Below are 13701 nucleotides of genomic sequence, written 5' to 3' on the forward strand. Positions count from 1 at the left end.
AAAGAATGACGACATGAGCGACCTCAAGACCGAAGCGCAAGACCTGCAACAGGAAGAAAACACCCTGATCGCGCTGCGCAAGGAAAAACTTGCCGCCGAGCGCGCCAAGGGCAACGCCTTCCCCAACGACTTCCGTCGCGACAGCTACTGCAACGACCTGCAGAAACAGTACGCGGACAAGACCAAGGAAGAGCTGGAAGCAGCCGCCATTCCGGTCAAGGTTGCTGGTCGCATCATGCTCAACCGTGGCTCGTTCATGGTCATCCAGGACATGACCGGCCGCATCCAGGTCTACGTCAACCGCAAGACCCTGCCGGAAGAGACCCTGGCCGCGGTCAAGACCTGGGACCTGGGCGACATCATCAGCGCCGAAGGCACCCTGGCCCGTTCCGGCAAGGGCGACCTGTACGTCGAGATGACCAACGTGCGCCTGCTGACCAAGTCGCTGCGCCCGCTGCCGGACAAGCACCACGGCCTGACCGACACCGAGCAGCGCTACCGCCAGCGCTACGTCGACCTGATGGTCAACGAGGAAACCCGCCACACCTTCCGTGTGCGTTCGCAGGTGATCTCGCACATCCGCAAGTTCCTCATCGAGCGCGACTTCCTCGAAGTGGAAACCCCGATGCTGCAGACCATCCCCGGCGGCGCCGCGGCGAAGCCGTTCGAAACCCACCACAACGCGCTGGACATGGCCATGTTCCTGCGCATCGCCCCGGAGCTGTACCTCAAGCGCCTGGTGGTCGGTGGTTTCGAGAAAGTGTTCGAGATCAACCGCAACTTCCGTAACGAAGGCGTTTCGACTCGTCACAACCCAGAATTCACCATGCTCGAGTTCTACCAGGCCTACGCCGACTATCGCGACAACATGGACCTCACCGAGGAACTGTTCCGCGAGCTGGCGCAGCTGGTGCTGGGCAGCACCGACGTGCCGTACGGCGACAAGGTGTTCCACTTCGGCGAGCCGTTCGTGCGCCTGTCGGTGTTCGACTCGATCCTCAAGTACAACCCGGAGCTCACCGCTGCCGACCTGCAGGACGTCGACCGCGCCCGCGAGATCGCCAAGAAGGCCGGCGCCAAGGTGCTCGGCCACGAGGGCCTGGGCAAGCTGCAGGTGATGATTTTCGAAGAGCTGGTCGAGCACAAGCTGGAGCAGCCGCACTTCATCACCGAGTACCCGTTCGAAGTCTCGCCGCTGGCGCGTCGCAACGACGACAACCCGGCCGTGACCGACCGCTTCGAACTGTTCATCGGTGGCCGCGAGATCGCCAACGCCTACTCCGAGCTCAACGATGCCGAAGACCAGGCCGAGCGCTTCCTGGCCCAGGTGGCCGAGAAGGACGCCGGTGACGACGAAGCCATGCACTACGACGCCGATTTCGTCCGTGCCCTGGAGTACGGCATGCCGCCGACCGCCGGTGAAGGCATCGGCATCGACCGCCTGGTGATGCTGCTGACCAACTCGCCGTCGATCCGCGACGTGATCCTGTTCCCGCACATGCGTCCACAGGCCTGAGTGATCTGAACAAGCCGCCTTTCGAGGCGGCTTTTTCTTGCCTGAAGCTTTATGTTGTTTCTACGGGCCCCGCGATGAGGCCGGTACAGGCAACCCACTGTTCGTGAGGTAAACCCGAGTGACCCCCGCCATGCCCCACCAGGGCGCCGCCGGCATCGCCACCGCCGTCGCCGAAAGCGTGCAGTACCAAGGTCGCAAGACCGCCCGACAGGGCAGCGAGCAACGCCGCCAGCAGATCCTCGACGCCGCCATGCGCATCGTCGTGCGCGATGGCGTGCGCGGCGTGCGCCACCGCGCCGTGGCCGCCGAGGCCGGCGTGCCGCTGTCGGCCACCACCTACTACTTCAAGGATATCCAGGACCTGCTGGCCGACACCTTCGCCCAGTACGTCGAGCGCAGCGCGGCCTACATGGCCAAGCTCTGGACCAACACCGAAGGCGTGCTGCGCCAGTTGCTGGCCCAGGGCGACGGCAGCCACGAGGCCCGGGCGCACCTGGCCGATGAAGTGGCGCGCATGCTGGCCGACTACGTGCTGCGCCAACTGAACAACCGCCGCGACTTCCTCATGGCCGAACAGGCCTTCCGCCAGGAGGCGCTGCTGTGCCCGCGCCTGGCCGAGCTGGTGCAGGCCCACGAGCAGATCCTGCTGCATGGCGCGCGCCAGATACTGCAGGTGGTCGGCTCGCGCCAGCCGGAACAGGATGCCCAGATGTTGACGGCGATTATCGAGCAGATGGAATATCAGGGCCTGCTCAAGGATGCGAATGCGCAGGCCGATGAGCAGATGCTCGCTATCCTTGTCCGATACCTGCAGATGGTGCTGGCCTCGGCCTGAGTGGCGAACGATTTTTCAAGGAGAACCTGATGAAAGCCTGGCGTGTGGTGTTGTTGACCTTGTCATTCCTCCTGCTGGGCGGTTGTCTGGTGACCTTCGACGAACCGCTGCCGGCCAACCAGCCAGCGCCTAAGGCCCTACTCGGGCAGTGGAGCAGCAAGGACGCCTGGGGCCAGCCGCTCAGGCTGAGTATCAGCCGCGCCGGTGGCAACACCTACAAGGCAGTGGCCCGTGCCCAGGGCAAGGCGCCCGAGGAATACGTCTTCACCGTGGCCCGGCACGGCAACCGCTGGTACCTGTCGGCGGGCGTGCCCAAGCGGCTGGGTGGCAACTTCCTGATCGGCGGCTTCGAGGTGATCGACGGCAAGCAGCTGGTGGTCTACAACCTCGATGTCGAGCAGGTCCAGCAGGCAGTGGACGAGAAGGAGTTGAGCGGGCGCAGCACCCAGGTGCCCGAGGACAATGGCCCCGGCGTGCTGATCGACAGCCCGACGGAGCGTGTGCTGGCCTACCTGGACGACCCGGCCAACTCCGACCTGTTCGTCGAAGTGGCACGCTTCCAGCGTTCCGCCAAATAGCACTGAGCATACCGGCCTCCTCGCGGGGCAAGCCTACTTCCACGCAACCTCGCGACAGGCTTCAACAAGGAGTCCCCGGTGGACGAATACCAGCAAACCATCCGCAGCCTGTCCGATCGCATTGTCGCCACGCAGACCCCGATCCGCGTACTTGACGCAGTGAAATGGGACGACGGCATCCGCCAGGGCTTCCTCAAGGCCAAGGGCAAGGAGCCGCCTGCGGTGGATCGCGCCTATTACCAGAACCGGCCGTTGTCGTTCGATTCCAACGCGGTGAAGGCCGAGTTCCAGAGCATCGAGCGCGACATCACCCGGCAGCTGGGCCAGTTCAACCCGGTCGGCCAGATCATGCGGCGCATGTGCAAGGAGTACCGCATGGTGGTGCGCATGCTCGAGGCGCGAGGCACCGAGGATTTCGGCCTGATCTCCCAGGAGCTCTATGGCGCCGCCTCCGATGCCTTCCACGCCGGTGACCCGACCCTGGCCGACCTGGGCCTGATGCTCTCGGATTACCTGAACAACATCGACGGCCGCGGCGACCTGAAGGACGAGCCAAAGAACCTCACCGCCAAGGAAGCGGTGGAGATTCTCCAGCGGCGCCTGAACAAGGTGTTCGGCGAAGCCGAGGAAACCATCCGCGTGTTCGAGTCCGACGGTATCGTCGCCGACGCGGCGGCCGGCGCCGATTATATCAAGGTACGCGCCGACGCCATGTTCAACAGCCGCGACGTGCGGGCGCTGGAGGTGCACGAAGGGCTGGTGCATGTCGGCACCACCCTCAATGGCCTGAACCAGCCGATCTGCACCTTTCTGGCCAAGGGCCCGCCCTCGTCGACGGTGACCCAGGAGGGCCTGGCGATCCTCATGGAGGTGATTGCCTTCGCCTCCTACCCGAGTCGCCTGCGCAAGCTCACCAACCGTACCCGGGCCATCCACATGGTCGAGGAGGGCGCGGACTTCCTGCAGGTCTTCGAGTTCTTCCGCGGCCAGGGCTTCGAGATGGGCCAGAGCTACAGCAACGCCAGCCGGGTGTTCCGTGGCTCGGTGCCCAACGGCCTGCCGTTTACCAAGGACTTGTCCTACCTCAAGGGCTTCATCATGGTTTACAACTACATTCAGTTGGCCGTGAAGAAGGGCAAGCTCGAACAGATCCCGTTGTTGTTCTGCGGCAAGACCACCCTGGAAGACATGCGCACGCTGCGCCAGCTGGTCGAAGAGGGGCTGGTGGAGCCGCCCAAGTACCTGCCGGAACAGTTCCGCGACCTCAACGCGCTGTCGGCGTGGATGTGCTTCTCCAACTTCCTCAACCACCTGAGCCTGGACCGTATTGAAGCCGACTACGCGAACATTCTCTGACGCTTGCCGTCACCTCGCCTTCGGCCTCGGCTTGCTGCTGCTGGGGGGCTGCAGCAGCCTGCTGTTCTATCCCGAGCCGGGCCAGCCGTTCACCCCGGCACAGGCACATTTGCAGTATCAGGACGTGAGCCTCACCGCCGCCGACGGCACGCGCCTGCACGGCTGGTGGATCCCGGTGCCGCAGGGTGTCGAGGTCAAGGGCACCGTGCTGCACCTGCATGGCAACGGCGGCAACCTGGCCTGGCATCTGGGCGGCAGCTACTGGCTGCCGAAAGAGGGCTACCAGGTGCTGATGCTCGACTATCGCGGGTATGGGCTGTCCCAGGGCAAACCGACGCTGCCCGAGGTGTATGGCGACATCGGCGCGGCCCTGGACTGGCTGCGCGCCGCTCCCCAGGTGCAAGACAAGCCGCTGGTGCTGCTGGGCCAGAGCCTCGGCGGGGCGATGGCCATTCACTATCTGGCACAGCATCCCGAGCAGCGTCGGCGTTTCAGCGCCCTGGTATTCGACGGTGTGCCGGCCAGCTACCGGGCCGTGGGGCGTTATGCCCTGAGTACCTCGTGGATGACCTGGCCGCTGCAGGTGCCGCTGTCGTGGCTGGTGCCCGATGGCGACAGCGCGATCCACTCGATCGAGCGCCTGGACAGCCCGCCGAAGCTGTTCTTCCACAGCATCGACGACAACCTGGTGCCGCTGGACAACGGCCTGCGCCTGTACCGGCATGCACCGCCGCCGCGGGTGCTGCAACTGACCCGTGGCGATCATGTGCAGACCTTCGCCGACCCGACCTGGCGCCAGGTGATGCTGCGCTTCCTGGACGATCCCACGCACTTCAACGGCCTGCGCCGTCTGGCCGAAGTACCCAACTATCCTGACGAGAAGAACAAGCAATGAGTGAAGAACGCAACGCCATCCCGCTGATCCTGACCGGTGTCGGCAGCATCATCGTGACGGTGGGAGCCCTCTGGTACTACGGCTACCTGCATTTCGCCAAGCCTGAGGACGCCCTGTTGCTGCAGGACTTCACCATGCTCAAGACCATTCCCGGCGAGGACTACAAGCTCTCGCTGACCCCGGCGCCGCAGGTGGCGCAATGCATCGACGGCGTGCTGGTGCTGTTCGATACCCAGCAGAAAGGGCTGACCGGCGTGCTGGTGGACAACCGCAAGCGCGCGGTGCGTTGCGCCGGGCAGGAGACGCCGCAGCAGGAGCTGCAGTAACAGGCACCCCTGGCAACGGGCTCGCCCGCTGCCACAGGCCCAGCCGGCGTCATTCGTCGTCGGCGGTGCCGTCGGCCCGCCAGTAGGCGGCAGCCTTGAGGGCGTCTTCCTGCACGCCCTTTTCCAGCAGCAGCGCCTTGGCCTGCCGGGTCAGTGCCTTCTCCAGCGCCACCCAGCCATACAGCCGGCCCTGGGGCAGCGCCAGGTGCCTGACCCGCTCCAGCAGGTCTTCTGCATGCCGGCGCACCCAGATCACCTCCACTTGCGCCTTGCTGGCCAGTGCCTGGCGCTCCTGCTCGTCCTCGATCTGGATCACCGCCACTACCTGGCGCCCCGCTGGCAATTCTTCAAGGCGCCGGGCGATGGCCGGGATTGCGGTTTCGTCACCGATCAGCAGGTAGCTGTCGAAGATGTCCGGCACCACCATCGAGGCGCGTGGGCCGGCAATGTCCAGGGTCTGCCCTGGCGCTGCCTGCGCGGCCCAGGTGGAGGCGGGGCCGTCGCCATGCAGGACGAAGTCGATATCCAGTTCAAGGTTCGCCAGGTCGATACGCCGTGGCGTGTACTCGCGCATGGTCGGTCGGGCACCGCCGTCGCGGCCGAGGTTGTGGGCGTCGATGGCTTGCTGTTCTTCGGGCGTGCAGGCGAACAGCAGCTTGATGTGGTCGTCGCTGCCAACGCTGGCGAAGCCCGCCAGCTCCGCGCCACCCAGGGTGATGCGGCGCATGCGCGGGGTCAGGTCGGTGACCCGCAGCACGTCGAGGCGGCGTTGGCGGATCTCGTGGTTGACGCGGTGGATGGTGTCGCTCATGGGGTGTTCTCCGTAACAGGGATGGCCGGCCCGGAGGCGATGGCCTTGGCGGTGTCGTTGAGCAGGTTGCGCACCCGCTCGATCTCTTCGGCGCTCCAGCGGCCACTGTGCATGTGCAGGGCATGGCGCAGGTTGCCGACGGCTTCGTGGATTTCCGCGGGGCGGTCGTGGCCGCGCAAGGCACGCTTGCTCACCTCGATGCGCATGCGCACGCCGTCGAGGGCAACGGCCTGTTCTGCCAGGGCGCTGCGACCGGCATCGGTGATGGCGTAAAGGCGCTTGCTGCCCTGGATGGCGCCGGTGACCAGCTCGGCTTCCTCGAGGTAGCTGAGGGTCGGGTAGATCACCCCGGGGCTGGGGCTGTAGCTGCCGTCGAAGAGGCTCTCGATCTGGCGGATCAGGTCGTAGCCGTGGCCCGGTTGCTCAGCCAGCATCGACAGCATCAGCAGTTTCAGGTCGCCCGGGGCGAATACCCGTGGGCCACGTTCGCCGCGGCCGGGGCGGCGTTCGAAGGGATCATGGTCACGCATGGAGAGGGCTCCGTCTGTTTAGATATATCGCAAGATATTACTCAAGATATATCTAAAGACAAGCCTTCAAATGCAGATGATTATCATCTGGTTTTTTGATGATTCACGACTGGCCCGCCACCTGCGGCGCCTTGCAGGCGGTGGGGTTGCCCGGTTCCAGGTACGGCATGAGGATCGGCGCCATGCCCTTGAGCACCTGCACCGGCAGTGCCGAGGTGAAGGTGAACGCCTCGGCCGTGCGCCCCGGAACGAACGCGGTGAGGGTGCCGAAGTGGTTGTCGCCGAGGAAGAACACGAAGGTGGCGGTGCGGTTCAGCGAGCGCGAGCCGATCAGCCGGCCGCCGGCGCCGAAGCTTTCGATGCGGTTGTCGCCGGTACCGGTCTTGCCGCCCATCACCAGCGGCGTGCCGTCGTGCAGTTTGAAGCTGCCGGAGATGCGCCGCGCGGTACCGGCATCGACCACCTGCGACATGGCGCCCTTGAGCGCCCGGGCGACCTCGACGGGCAAGATCCGCTGACCGCGGTCCGGGTCGCTGATCAGTTGCGTCTCGTACGGGGTGTTCTGGGCGAAGTGCAAGGTGTCGATACGCAGGGTCGGCAGGCGCACGCCATCGTTCTGGATGATCCCGACCAGTTCGGAGAGGGCGGCCGGCCGGTCGCCGGAGCTGCCGATGGCGGTGGCCAGCGACGGTACCAGGTGGTCGAACGGATAACCCACGCGCTTCCAGCGCTGGTGAATGTCGGTGAACGCCTCGATCTCGACCATGGTGCGGATGCGGCTGTCGCGAGCGCCCTGGTGGCGGCTCTTGAACAGCCAGCTGTAGACCTCCTGGCGTTCGAAGCGGCTGGCGTTGAGGGCGTCCTTGAGTGAGGCGCCAGGGTTTTTCAGCAGGTAGCCGAGCAGCCACAGGTCCAAGGGGTGGACCTTGGCGATATAGCCCTGGTCGGGCAGGTCGTACTTGCCCGGACCATAGGCCTCGTACATCTCCACCAGGCGGCCATCGGTGAGCTTGGCCATGGCCTTCTTGTCGTCCTTGCTATGGGCGCGGACGAAGGCGTTGAAGGTTTCCTGGCCGGCCTCGGGGAACAGGTAGCGGTGCACCGCGGCCAGGCGCTGCGGGGTCACGCGCATGCTGTCGAGGAAGGTGTCCAGGCGCTGTTGCGAGGTCTTGCGCTGGTATTTCTTCCAGAAGCGCATGGTGTAGTTGGAGCCTTCGCGGTCGGCGAAACGCGCCAGGTATTCCTGGCGGCGCGGGTCGCTGTCGTCCCTGAGCAGCGGTTCGCGGTTGAACGGCTGCTGGTAGGTGACGTAGCGCACGATGTCGCGCATCAGGCGGATGAACGGCAGGTTGATCGACTCGCGCAGGGCATCCTTGAGGGTCGGGTTGCGGTTGTTGTCTTCCTTGCGGAAGTTGTTGAACACGTGCATGCCGCCACCGGTGAAAAAGGCCTCGCCGGTGTTGGCCGAGTACTTGCGCTCAAGGGCTGCGTCGAGCATGGCGTCCAGGCTCTGGTTCTTGCCGTTCAGCATCAGCCATTCCAGTGACCACTGGCTGATGCGGTCGAGTTCGGCCACCGAGACTTTCTTCAGTTCGGCGGCGGGTTTGCCGGCGTACTTGTCGTGCAGCTCGGCAACGATTTCCAGGTAGGTGGTAAGCACCCGCAGCTTGGCGGTGGAGCCCAGTTCGAGCTTGCTGCCTTCGTTGATGTCGAAGGGCTGGTTGGTGCTGTCGGTCTGCACCCGCACCCGCGAGCCGTCGGCGGTGCGTTCGAACAGGGTGAAGCTGTAGCTGACCTGGTCGGTCGTCTTGCTGGTAAGCAGGCGTTCGCCGATCAGGCCGAGCTGTGCGGCGAACGCCGGATCGGCGAGGTTCTTCAGGTACTGGCTGACCTGCACTTGCAGGTCGGCCTGCAGGGTGCTGGTGGCCGACAGGTCGAGGCGGTCGAGGTCGTACAGCGGCCGGTTGAGCATCGCCGCGAGGCGGTTGCGGGCCAGGCTGATGCCCTTGTTGGTGATGATCGGCACGATGGTCGGTTGGGCCACCCAGTCGCGGTACACCGCCTTGCTGGCCAGGGCGGCGTCGGCCAGTGGACGGTCGATGACAGCGTTGGCGGCGAGTACCCGGATGTGCGAATCGGTCAGTTCCGCCAGTTCGATGCGACCCTTGGACAGGTAATGCGAAGGCCGGCGTTGGGCAATCATCAGTGACAGCACCTGGCGCAGGGCCAGGCCGCGCTCGGCCATGCTCTTGTCGTCGGTGGCGGTGGAGGTGAGGGCCTGGTTGACCTGATCGAAGTCGGCGCCGTACCACACCCGCAAGCCTTCGGCCATGCCGTGCACCTCACCGTGGCCAGGGACCGCGGACAGCGGCACGCTGTTGAGGTAGTCGCGCACGATGCGTTCGCGGGCCTCGGTGGTGTCGGGGCCGCCCTGGTAGGCGCGCACGCTGGCGGAGATCATCTGGCGGATCTTCTCGGCGCCGGAGACGGTCAGCCCGTCCGGCGAGTGGCGATACTTCTCAAGTTGGGTGGCCAGGGTGCTGCCACCGGCCGACTGGCCGGGCAGGGCCAGGTACTTGGCAATCTGGCTGTAGGCCGCCTTGGCAAAGCGCGGCCAATCCACCGCCGGGTTGTTCTGCGGGTCCTTCGGGTCGAGCAGGTCGCGGTTTTCGATGAACAGCAGGCTGTTGACCATCACCGGCGGGATCGCGGCGAAATTCGGGTACAGGTGCTGCGGGTAGTTGTACTGGTAGAGCATGTCGCCGCGGCAGTCGGTGATCGACAGGCCGGCCTGGATCTTTTCCACGTAGGGCGCGAACAGGCCGTGATCGACGTAGTTCATCAGCGCCGGGGAGAAGCGCACCTGCTGGTTGATCAGGTAGTCGCGCTTGAGCAGCCGTGGCAGGAACTCGCCCAGGGCGCTGTAGCCCAGGCGTTTGTCGAACGGGCCGTCGCCCGGGTAGACGATGGCATCGCTCGGGCCGGGCTCCAGGGCATAGGTCAGGGTGCCGGCCAGGCGGCTGAATTCACGGGACTGCAGGCGCGAGGTCTGGAATTCGTCGTAGGCGGCCAGACCCACCGCCACCAGTGCCACCAGCAGGATAAGCAGGATCAGGCGCCACCACAGGCGGCGCTGACGTGGAGTCTTGGACAAGGGGGCTTCAGCCTGAGCTTCTTTGGGTGCTTCCGTTCTGGTTGGTTCCGATTGCCACAGTGCGCCCATAGTCTTGAGTCCGGCCAGGTGTTTTCGCGTTGCTTGTCTGAAGCTTAGACGGTGGCCGAGTTTGGTGAAAAATTTGTAAGAAGCTTCGGGGAATCACGTATGAACATGCGCCTTTGGTGCGACTTCCATTCTTCGGCAATGTTGCTAAGGTAGCTGCCCCATTCCTGTGCATGGGCGGAGCGAGGCCAGGATGCCCCTCCGGTGAAGGGGATTTGGCCGAGAATTCTCGCCAAATTTCCCACTGTATATAGTGAAAAGCCCTGCAAGTGGCTTCCTATACTGCTCGCCCCCTTCGAACCATCGGTGCTGTGTGCCCGGTGGACAGGCCCGCCCACAAGGCGGCCTGGCGAGCCGACGCCCCGCCTATCGGCGCGGCCGGTGCTGCACGAAGGTCAAATCCAATAACAAAATGAGGTTGTATTGCTATGCCAGTCGGCAACCACCCTGCCCAGGGCGAGTCCGCCCAGGGCGGCCCGCTCAAGCGCGAGCTGGGCGAACGGCACATCCGTCTGATGGCCCTCGGCGCCTGTATCGGCGTCGGCCTGTTCCTCGGTTCGGCCAAGGCCATCGAAATGGCCGGCCCCGCCATCATGCTCTCCTACATCATCGGTGGCCTGGCCATCCTGGTGATCATGCGCGCCCTTGGTGAAATGGCCGTGCACAACCCGGTCGCCGGGTCGTTCAGCCGCTACGCCCAAGACTACCTCGGCCCGCTGGCGGGCTTTCTGACCGGCTGGAACTACTGGTTCCTGTGGCTGGTAACCTGCGTCGCCGAGATCACCGCGGTGGCCATCTACATGGGCATCTGGTTCCCCGACGTGCCGCGCTGGATCTGGGCATTGATGGCCCTGGGCAGCATGGGCGCGATCAACCTGATCGCGGTCAAGGCATTCGGTGAGTTCGAGTTCTGGTTCGCCCTGATCAAGATCGTCACCATCATCGCCATGGTGCTCGGTGGCATCGGCATCATCGCCTTCGGCTTCGGCAATGACGGCGTGGCCATGGGCGTCTCCAACCTGTGGAGCAACGGCGGTTTCATGCCCAACGGCGTGACCGGCGTGCTGATGTCGCTGCAGATGGTGATGTTCGCCTACCTGGGCGTGGAGATGATCGGCCTGACCGCCGGCGAAGCGCGCAACCCGCAGAAAACCATCCCCCAGGCCATCGGCTCGGTGTTCTGGCGCATCCTGCTGTTCTACGTGGGCGCGCTGTTCGTGATCCTGTCGATCTACCCGTGGAACGAGATCGGCAGCCAGGGCAGCCCGTTCGTGATGACCTTCGAGCGCCTCGGCATCAAGACTGCCGCCGGCATCATCAACTTCGTGGTGATCACCGCCGCGCTGTCGTCGTGCAACGGCGGCATCTTCAGCACCGGGCGCATGCTCTACAGCCTGGCGCAGAACGGCCAGGCCCCGGCCACCTTCGCCCGCACCTCGAAGAGCGGCGTGCCGCGCAATGCCTTGCTGCTGTCGATCGGCGCGCTGCTGCTGGGTGTGCTGGCCAACTACCTGGTGCCGGAGAAAGTGTTCGTCTGGGTAACCTCGATCGCCACCTTCGGCGCGATCTGGACCTGGGTGATGATCCTGCTGGCGCAGCTGAAGTTCCGCGCCGGGCTCACCACTGCCGAGCGCAACGCGCTGAAATACCGCATGTGGCTGTGGCCGCTGAGCTCGTACCTGGCGCTGGCGTTCCTGGTGCTGGTGGTGGGCCTGATGGCGTACTTCCCGGACACCCGCGTGGCCCTGTATATCGGCCCGGCGTTCCTGGTGCTGTTGACGGCGCTGTACTACACCTTCCGCCTGGCGCCTAAAGAGGCCGAGGGTGCGGTGAGTACCGCCTCCTGATGAACGAAGCCCCGGCCAGTGCCGGGGCTTTGTTTTCATGTGGTGACCATCGTGGTCTGGCGTGGGAGCGGGCTTGACCTGCGATGAAGTCTGATCAGGCCGCTACCTCGCTGTGCGGCTCGAAGCTGTCCGCCCGGGCCAACTGCCACATCCGCGAATAGAACTGCCCGTTCACCTCGCCGGTGAGCAATTCACCCGGCTTGAGGAACACATGCATCTGCGAGAACAGCTTGATCTCGGTAGCCGAGATACGCCGCACCAGGTGCTTGGCCTCTAGTTGCGCTGGGTGCTCCAGCCCTGCGGCGGCGAGCATCTCGGCCAGGGCGCGCAGGGTGTTGTGATGGAAGTTGAACACCCGCTGGGCCTTGTCTGGCACCACCAGCGCGCGCTGGCGCAGGGCGTCCTGGGTGGCCACGCCGGTCGGGCACTTGTTGGTGTGGCAGCTCTGCGACTGGATGCAGCCGATGGCGAACATGAAGCCGCGTGCCGAGTTGGCCCAGTCGGCGCCGATGGCCAGCACGCTGGCGATGTCGAAGGCGCTGACGATCTTGCCGCTGGCGCCGAGCTTGATCTTGTCGCGCAGGTTCAGGCCCACCAGGGTGTTGTGTACGAACAGCAGGCCTTCGCGCAGCGGCACGCCGATATGGTCGGTGAACTCCACCGGAGCGGCGCCGGTGCCGCCTTCCTTGCCGTCGACGACGATGAAGTCGGGGAGGATGCCGGTTTCCAGCATGGCCTTGGCGATGCCCATGAACTCCCAGGGGTGGCCGAGGCAGAACTTGAAGCCCACCGGCTTGCCGCCGGACAGCTCACGCAACTGGGCGATGAACTGCATCATTTCGATCGGCGTGGAGAAGGCGCTGTGGCGTGACGGCGAGATGCAGTCCTCGCCCATCAGGATGCCGCGGGTCTCGGCGATCTCCTTGGTCACCTTGTGCTTGGGCAGGATGCCGCCGTGGCCGGGTTTGGCGCCCTGGCTCATCTTGATCTCGATCATCCGCACCTGCGGGCTCTGCGCCTGGGCGGCGAAGCGCTCGGGGTCGAAGCGGCCATCCGCAGTGCGGCAGCCGAAGTAGCCACTGCCCAGCTCCCACACCAGGTCGCCGCCGTGTTCGCGGTGGTAGGGGCTGATGCTGCCTTCGCCGGTGTCGTGGTGGAAGTTGCCCAGCTTGGCGCCCTGGTTGAGGGCGCGGATGGCGTTGGCGCTGAGCGAGCCGAAGCTCATGGCCGAGATGTTGAAGATCGACGCGGAGTACGGCTGCGTGCATTGCGGGCCGCCGACCACGACACGAAAGGCGGACGGGTCGGCCAGCGGCGCGGGGCGCATGGAATGGCCGATGAATTCGAAGCCCGACTCGTACACATCGATCAAGGTGCCAAAGGGTTTGTCCGAGGCTTCGTTCTTGGCCCGGGCATAGACCAGCGAGCGCTGGGCGCGGGAGAAGGGCAGCGCATCGCTGTCGGACTCCAGCAGGTACTGGCGGATCTCCGGGCGGATGCCCTCGACCAGGTAGCGGATATTGCCGAGGATCGGATAGTTGCGGCGTACCGCGTGGCGCTGCTGCAGCAGGTCGAACACGCCGATCAGGCTGAGAACGCCGGTGGTCAGGGCGAACGGCCACAGCCAGTCGTGGGCGAGGAATGGCAGGCTGGCGAGGGTGAACAGCACGCAGGCGGCGAAGAAGGCGTAACGGCTGAGAAGTGACAGGCTCATACGGGGTCCTTGCGGATGGCTCGGTCAGGCTCAGGGGCCTGGGCAAAGGCCGACCATAGCCCGGTTGGGCGGC

11 protein-coding genes are annotated in these 13701 nt (G+C 65.0%); 7 read left to right on the forward strand and 4 right to left on the reverse strand.

All coding sequences use genetic code 11. From position 1 onward, the window contains the following. Window positions 1-13: 13 nt before the first annotated feature. The 6 genes from lysS (at window position 14) to AAHK21_RS19645 (ending at window position 5506) form a co-directional block, all read left to right on the forward strand. The gene (lysS, locus tag AAHK21_RS19620) at window positions 14-1516 is read left to right on the forward strand and encodes a lysine--tRNA ligase (protein ID WP_023630948.1); all 1503 of its coding nucleotides are present in this window, start codon (window positions 14-16) and stop codon (window positions 1514-1516) included. 130 nt (window positions 1517-1646) lie between these two features. Then, entirely contained in the window at window positions 1647-2351 is a 705-nt protein-coding gene (locus AAHK21_RS19625) for a TetR/AcrR family transcriptional regulator (protein WP_046854423.1), read from the forward strand. A gap of 29 nt (window positions 2352-2380) precedes the next feature. Beyond that, window positions 2381-2929 (forward strand): hypothetical protein, encoded by a 549-nt coding sequence (locus tag AAHK21_RS19630; RefSeq protein ID WP_367858096.1) that lies wholly within the window; start codon window positions 2381-2383, stop codon window positions 2927-2929. Between the two features lie 78 nt (window positions 2930-3007). Continuing rightward, entirely contained in the window at window positions 3008-4285 is a 1278-nt protein-coding gene (locus tag AAHK21_RS19635) for a flavohemoglobin expression-modulating QEGLA motif protein (protein WP_046854425.1), read from the forward strand. Next, on the forward strand, window positions 4257-5180 hold the full coding sequence (locus AAHK21_RS19640) for an alpha/beta hydrolase (RefSeq protein WP_367858097.1): 924 nt from the start codon (window positions 4257-4259) through the stop codon (window positions 5178-5180). The genes AAHK21_RS19635 and AAHK21_RS19640 overlap by 29 nt, the downstream gene beginning before the upstream one ends. Next, the gene (locus AAHK21_RS19645) at window positions 5177-5506 is read left to right on the forward strand and encodes a hypothetical protein (RefSeq protein WP_023632434.1); all 330 of its coding nucleotides are present in this window, start codon (window positions 5177-5179) and stop codon (window positions 5504-5506) included. Before AAHK21_RS19640 ends, AAHK21_RS19645 begins: the two co-directional genes overlap by 4 nt. A gap of 49 nt (window positions 5507-5555) precedes the next feature. Here the strand turns inward: AAHK21_RS19645 and AAHK21_RS19650 are convergent, their stop codons facing one another. The 3 genes from AAHK21_RS19650 to AAHK21_RS19660 form a co-directional block, all read right to left on the reverse strand. Further along, window positions 5556-6317 carry a siderophore-interacting protein gene (locus tag AAHK21_RS19650; protein ID WP_367858098.1) on the reverse strand — a complete coding sequence of 254 codons (762 nt, stop codon included), beginning with the start codon at window positions 6315-6317 and terminating at the stop codon, window positions 5556-5558. After that, entirely contained in the window at window positions 6314-6847 is a 534-nt protein-coding gene (locus AAHK21_RS19655) for a PadR family transcriptional regulator (protein WP_046854428.1), read from the reverse strand. The genes AAHK21_RS19650 and AAHK21_RS19655 overlap by 4 nt, the downstream gene beginning before the upstream one ends. Before the next feature lie 103 nt (window positions 6848-6950). After that, a complete protein-coding gene (locus AAHK21_RS19660; RefSeq protein WP_367858099.1) occupies window positions 6951-10070 on the reverse strand; it encodes a transglycosylase domain-containing protein in 3120 nt (1039 codons plus the stop codon). Window positions 10071-10495: 425 nt separating this feature from the next. Between AAHK21_RS19660 and AAHK21_RS19665 the strand changes: the two genes are divergently transcribed. Further along, on the forward strand, window positions 10496-11914 hold the full coding sequence (locus AAHK21_RS19665; RefSeq protein WP_367858100.1) for an amino acid permease: 1419 nt from the start codon (window positions 10496-10498) through the stop codon (window positions 11912-11914). 94 nt (window positions 11915-12008) lie between these two features. Here AAHK21_RS19665 and AAHK21_RS19670 read toward each other — a convergent pair whose 3' ends face one another. Further along, window positions 12009-13628 carry an FMN-binding glutamate synthase family protein gene (locus AAHK21_RS19670; protein ID WP_367858101.1) on the reverse strand — a complete coding sequence of 540 codons (1620 nt, stop codon included), beginning with the start codon at window positions 13626-13628 and terminating at the stop codon, window positions 12009-12011. Window positions 13629-13701 lie beyond the last annotated feature (73 nt).

The organism is Pseudomonas sp. TE50-2 (assembly GCF_040813665.1).
Classification (GTDB): domain Bacteria; phylum Pseudomonadota; class Gammaproteobacteria; order Pseudomonadales; family Pseudomonadaceae; genus Aquipseudomonas; species Aquipseudomonas soli.

Excerpts from the sequence above, each read along its gene's own strand:
- lysS (WP_023630948.1), top strand. The coding sequence starts at position 14 with ATGAGCGACCTCAAGACCGAAGCGCAAGACCTGCAACAGGAAGAAAAC.
- AAHK21_RS19625 (WP_046854423.1), top strand. The coding sequence starts at position 1,647 with ATGCCCCACCAGGGCGCCGCCGGCATCGCCACCGCCGTCGCCGAAAGC.
- AAHK21_RS19630 (WP_367858096.1), top strand. The coding sequence starts at position 2,381 with ATGAAAGCCTGGCGTGTGGTGTTGTTGACCTTGTCATTCCTCCTGCTG.
- AAHK21_RS19645 (WP_023632434.1), top strand. The coding sequence starts at position 5,177 with ATGAGTGAAGAACGCAACGCCATCCCGCTGATCCTGACCGGTGTCGGC.
- AAHK21_RS19650 (WP_367858098.1), bottom strand. The coding sequence starts at position 6,317 with ATGAGCGACACCATCCACCGCGTCAACCACGAGATCCGCCAACGCCGC.
- AAHK21_RS19655 (WP_046854428.1), bottom strand. The coding sequence starts at position 6,847 with ATGCGTGACCATGATCCCTTCGAACGCCGCCCCGGCCGCGGCGAACGT.
- AAHK21_RS19660 (WP_367858099.1), bottom strand. The coding sequence starts at position 10,070 with ATGGGCGCACTGTGGCAATCGGAACCAACCAGAACGGAAGCACCCAAA.
- AAHK21_RS19665 (WP_367858100.1), top strand. The coding sequence starts at position 10,496 with ATGCCAGTCGGCAACCACCCTGCCCAGGGCGAGTCCGCCCAGGGCGGC.
- AAHK21_RS19670 (WP_367858101.1), bottom strand. The coding sequence starts at position 13,628 with ATGAGCCTGTCACTTCTCAGCCGTTACGCCTTCTTCGCCGCCTGCGTG.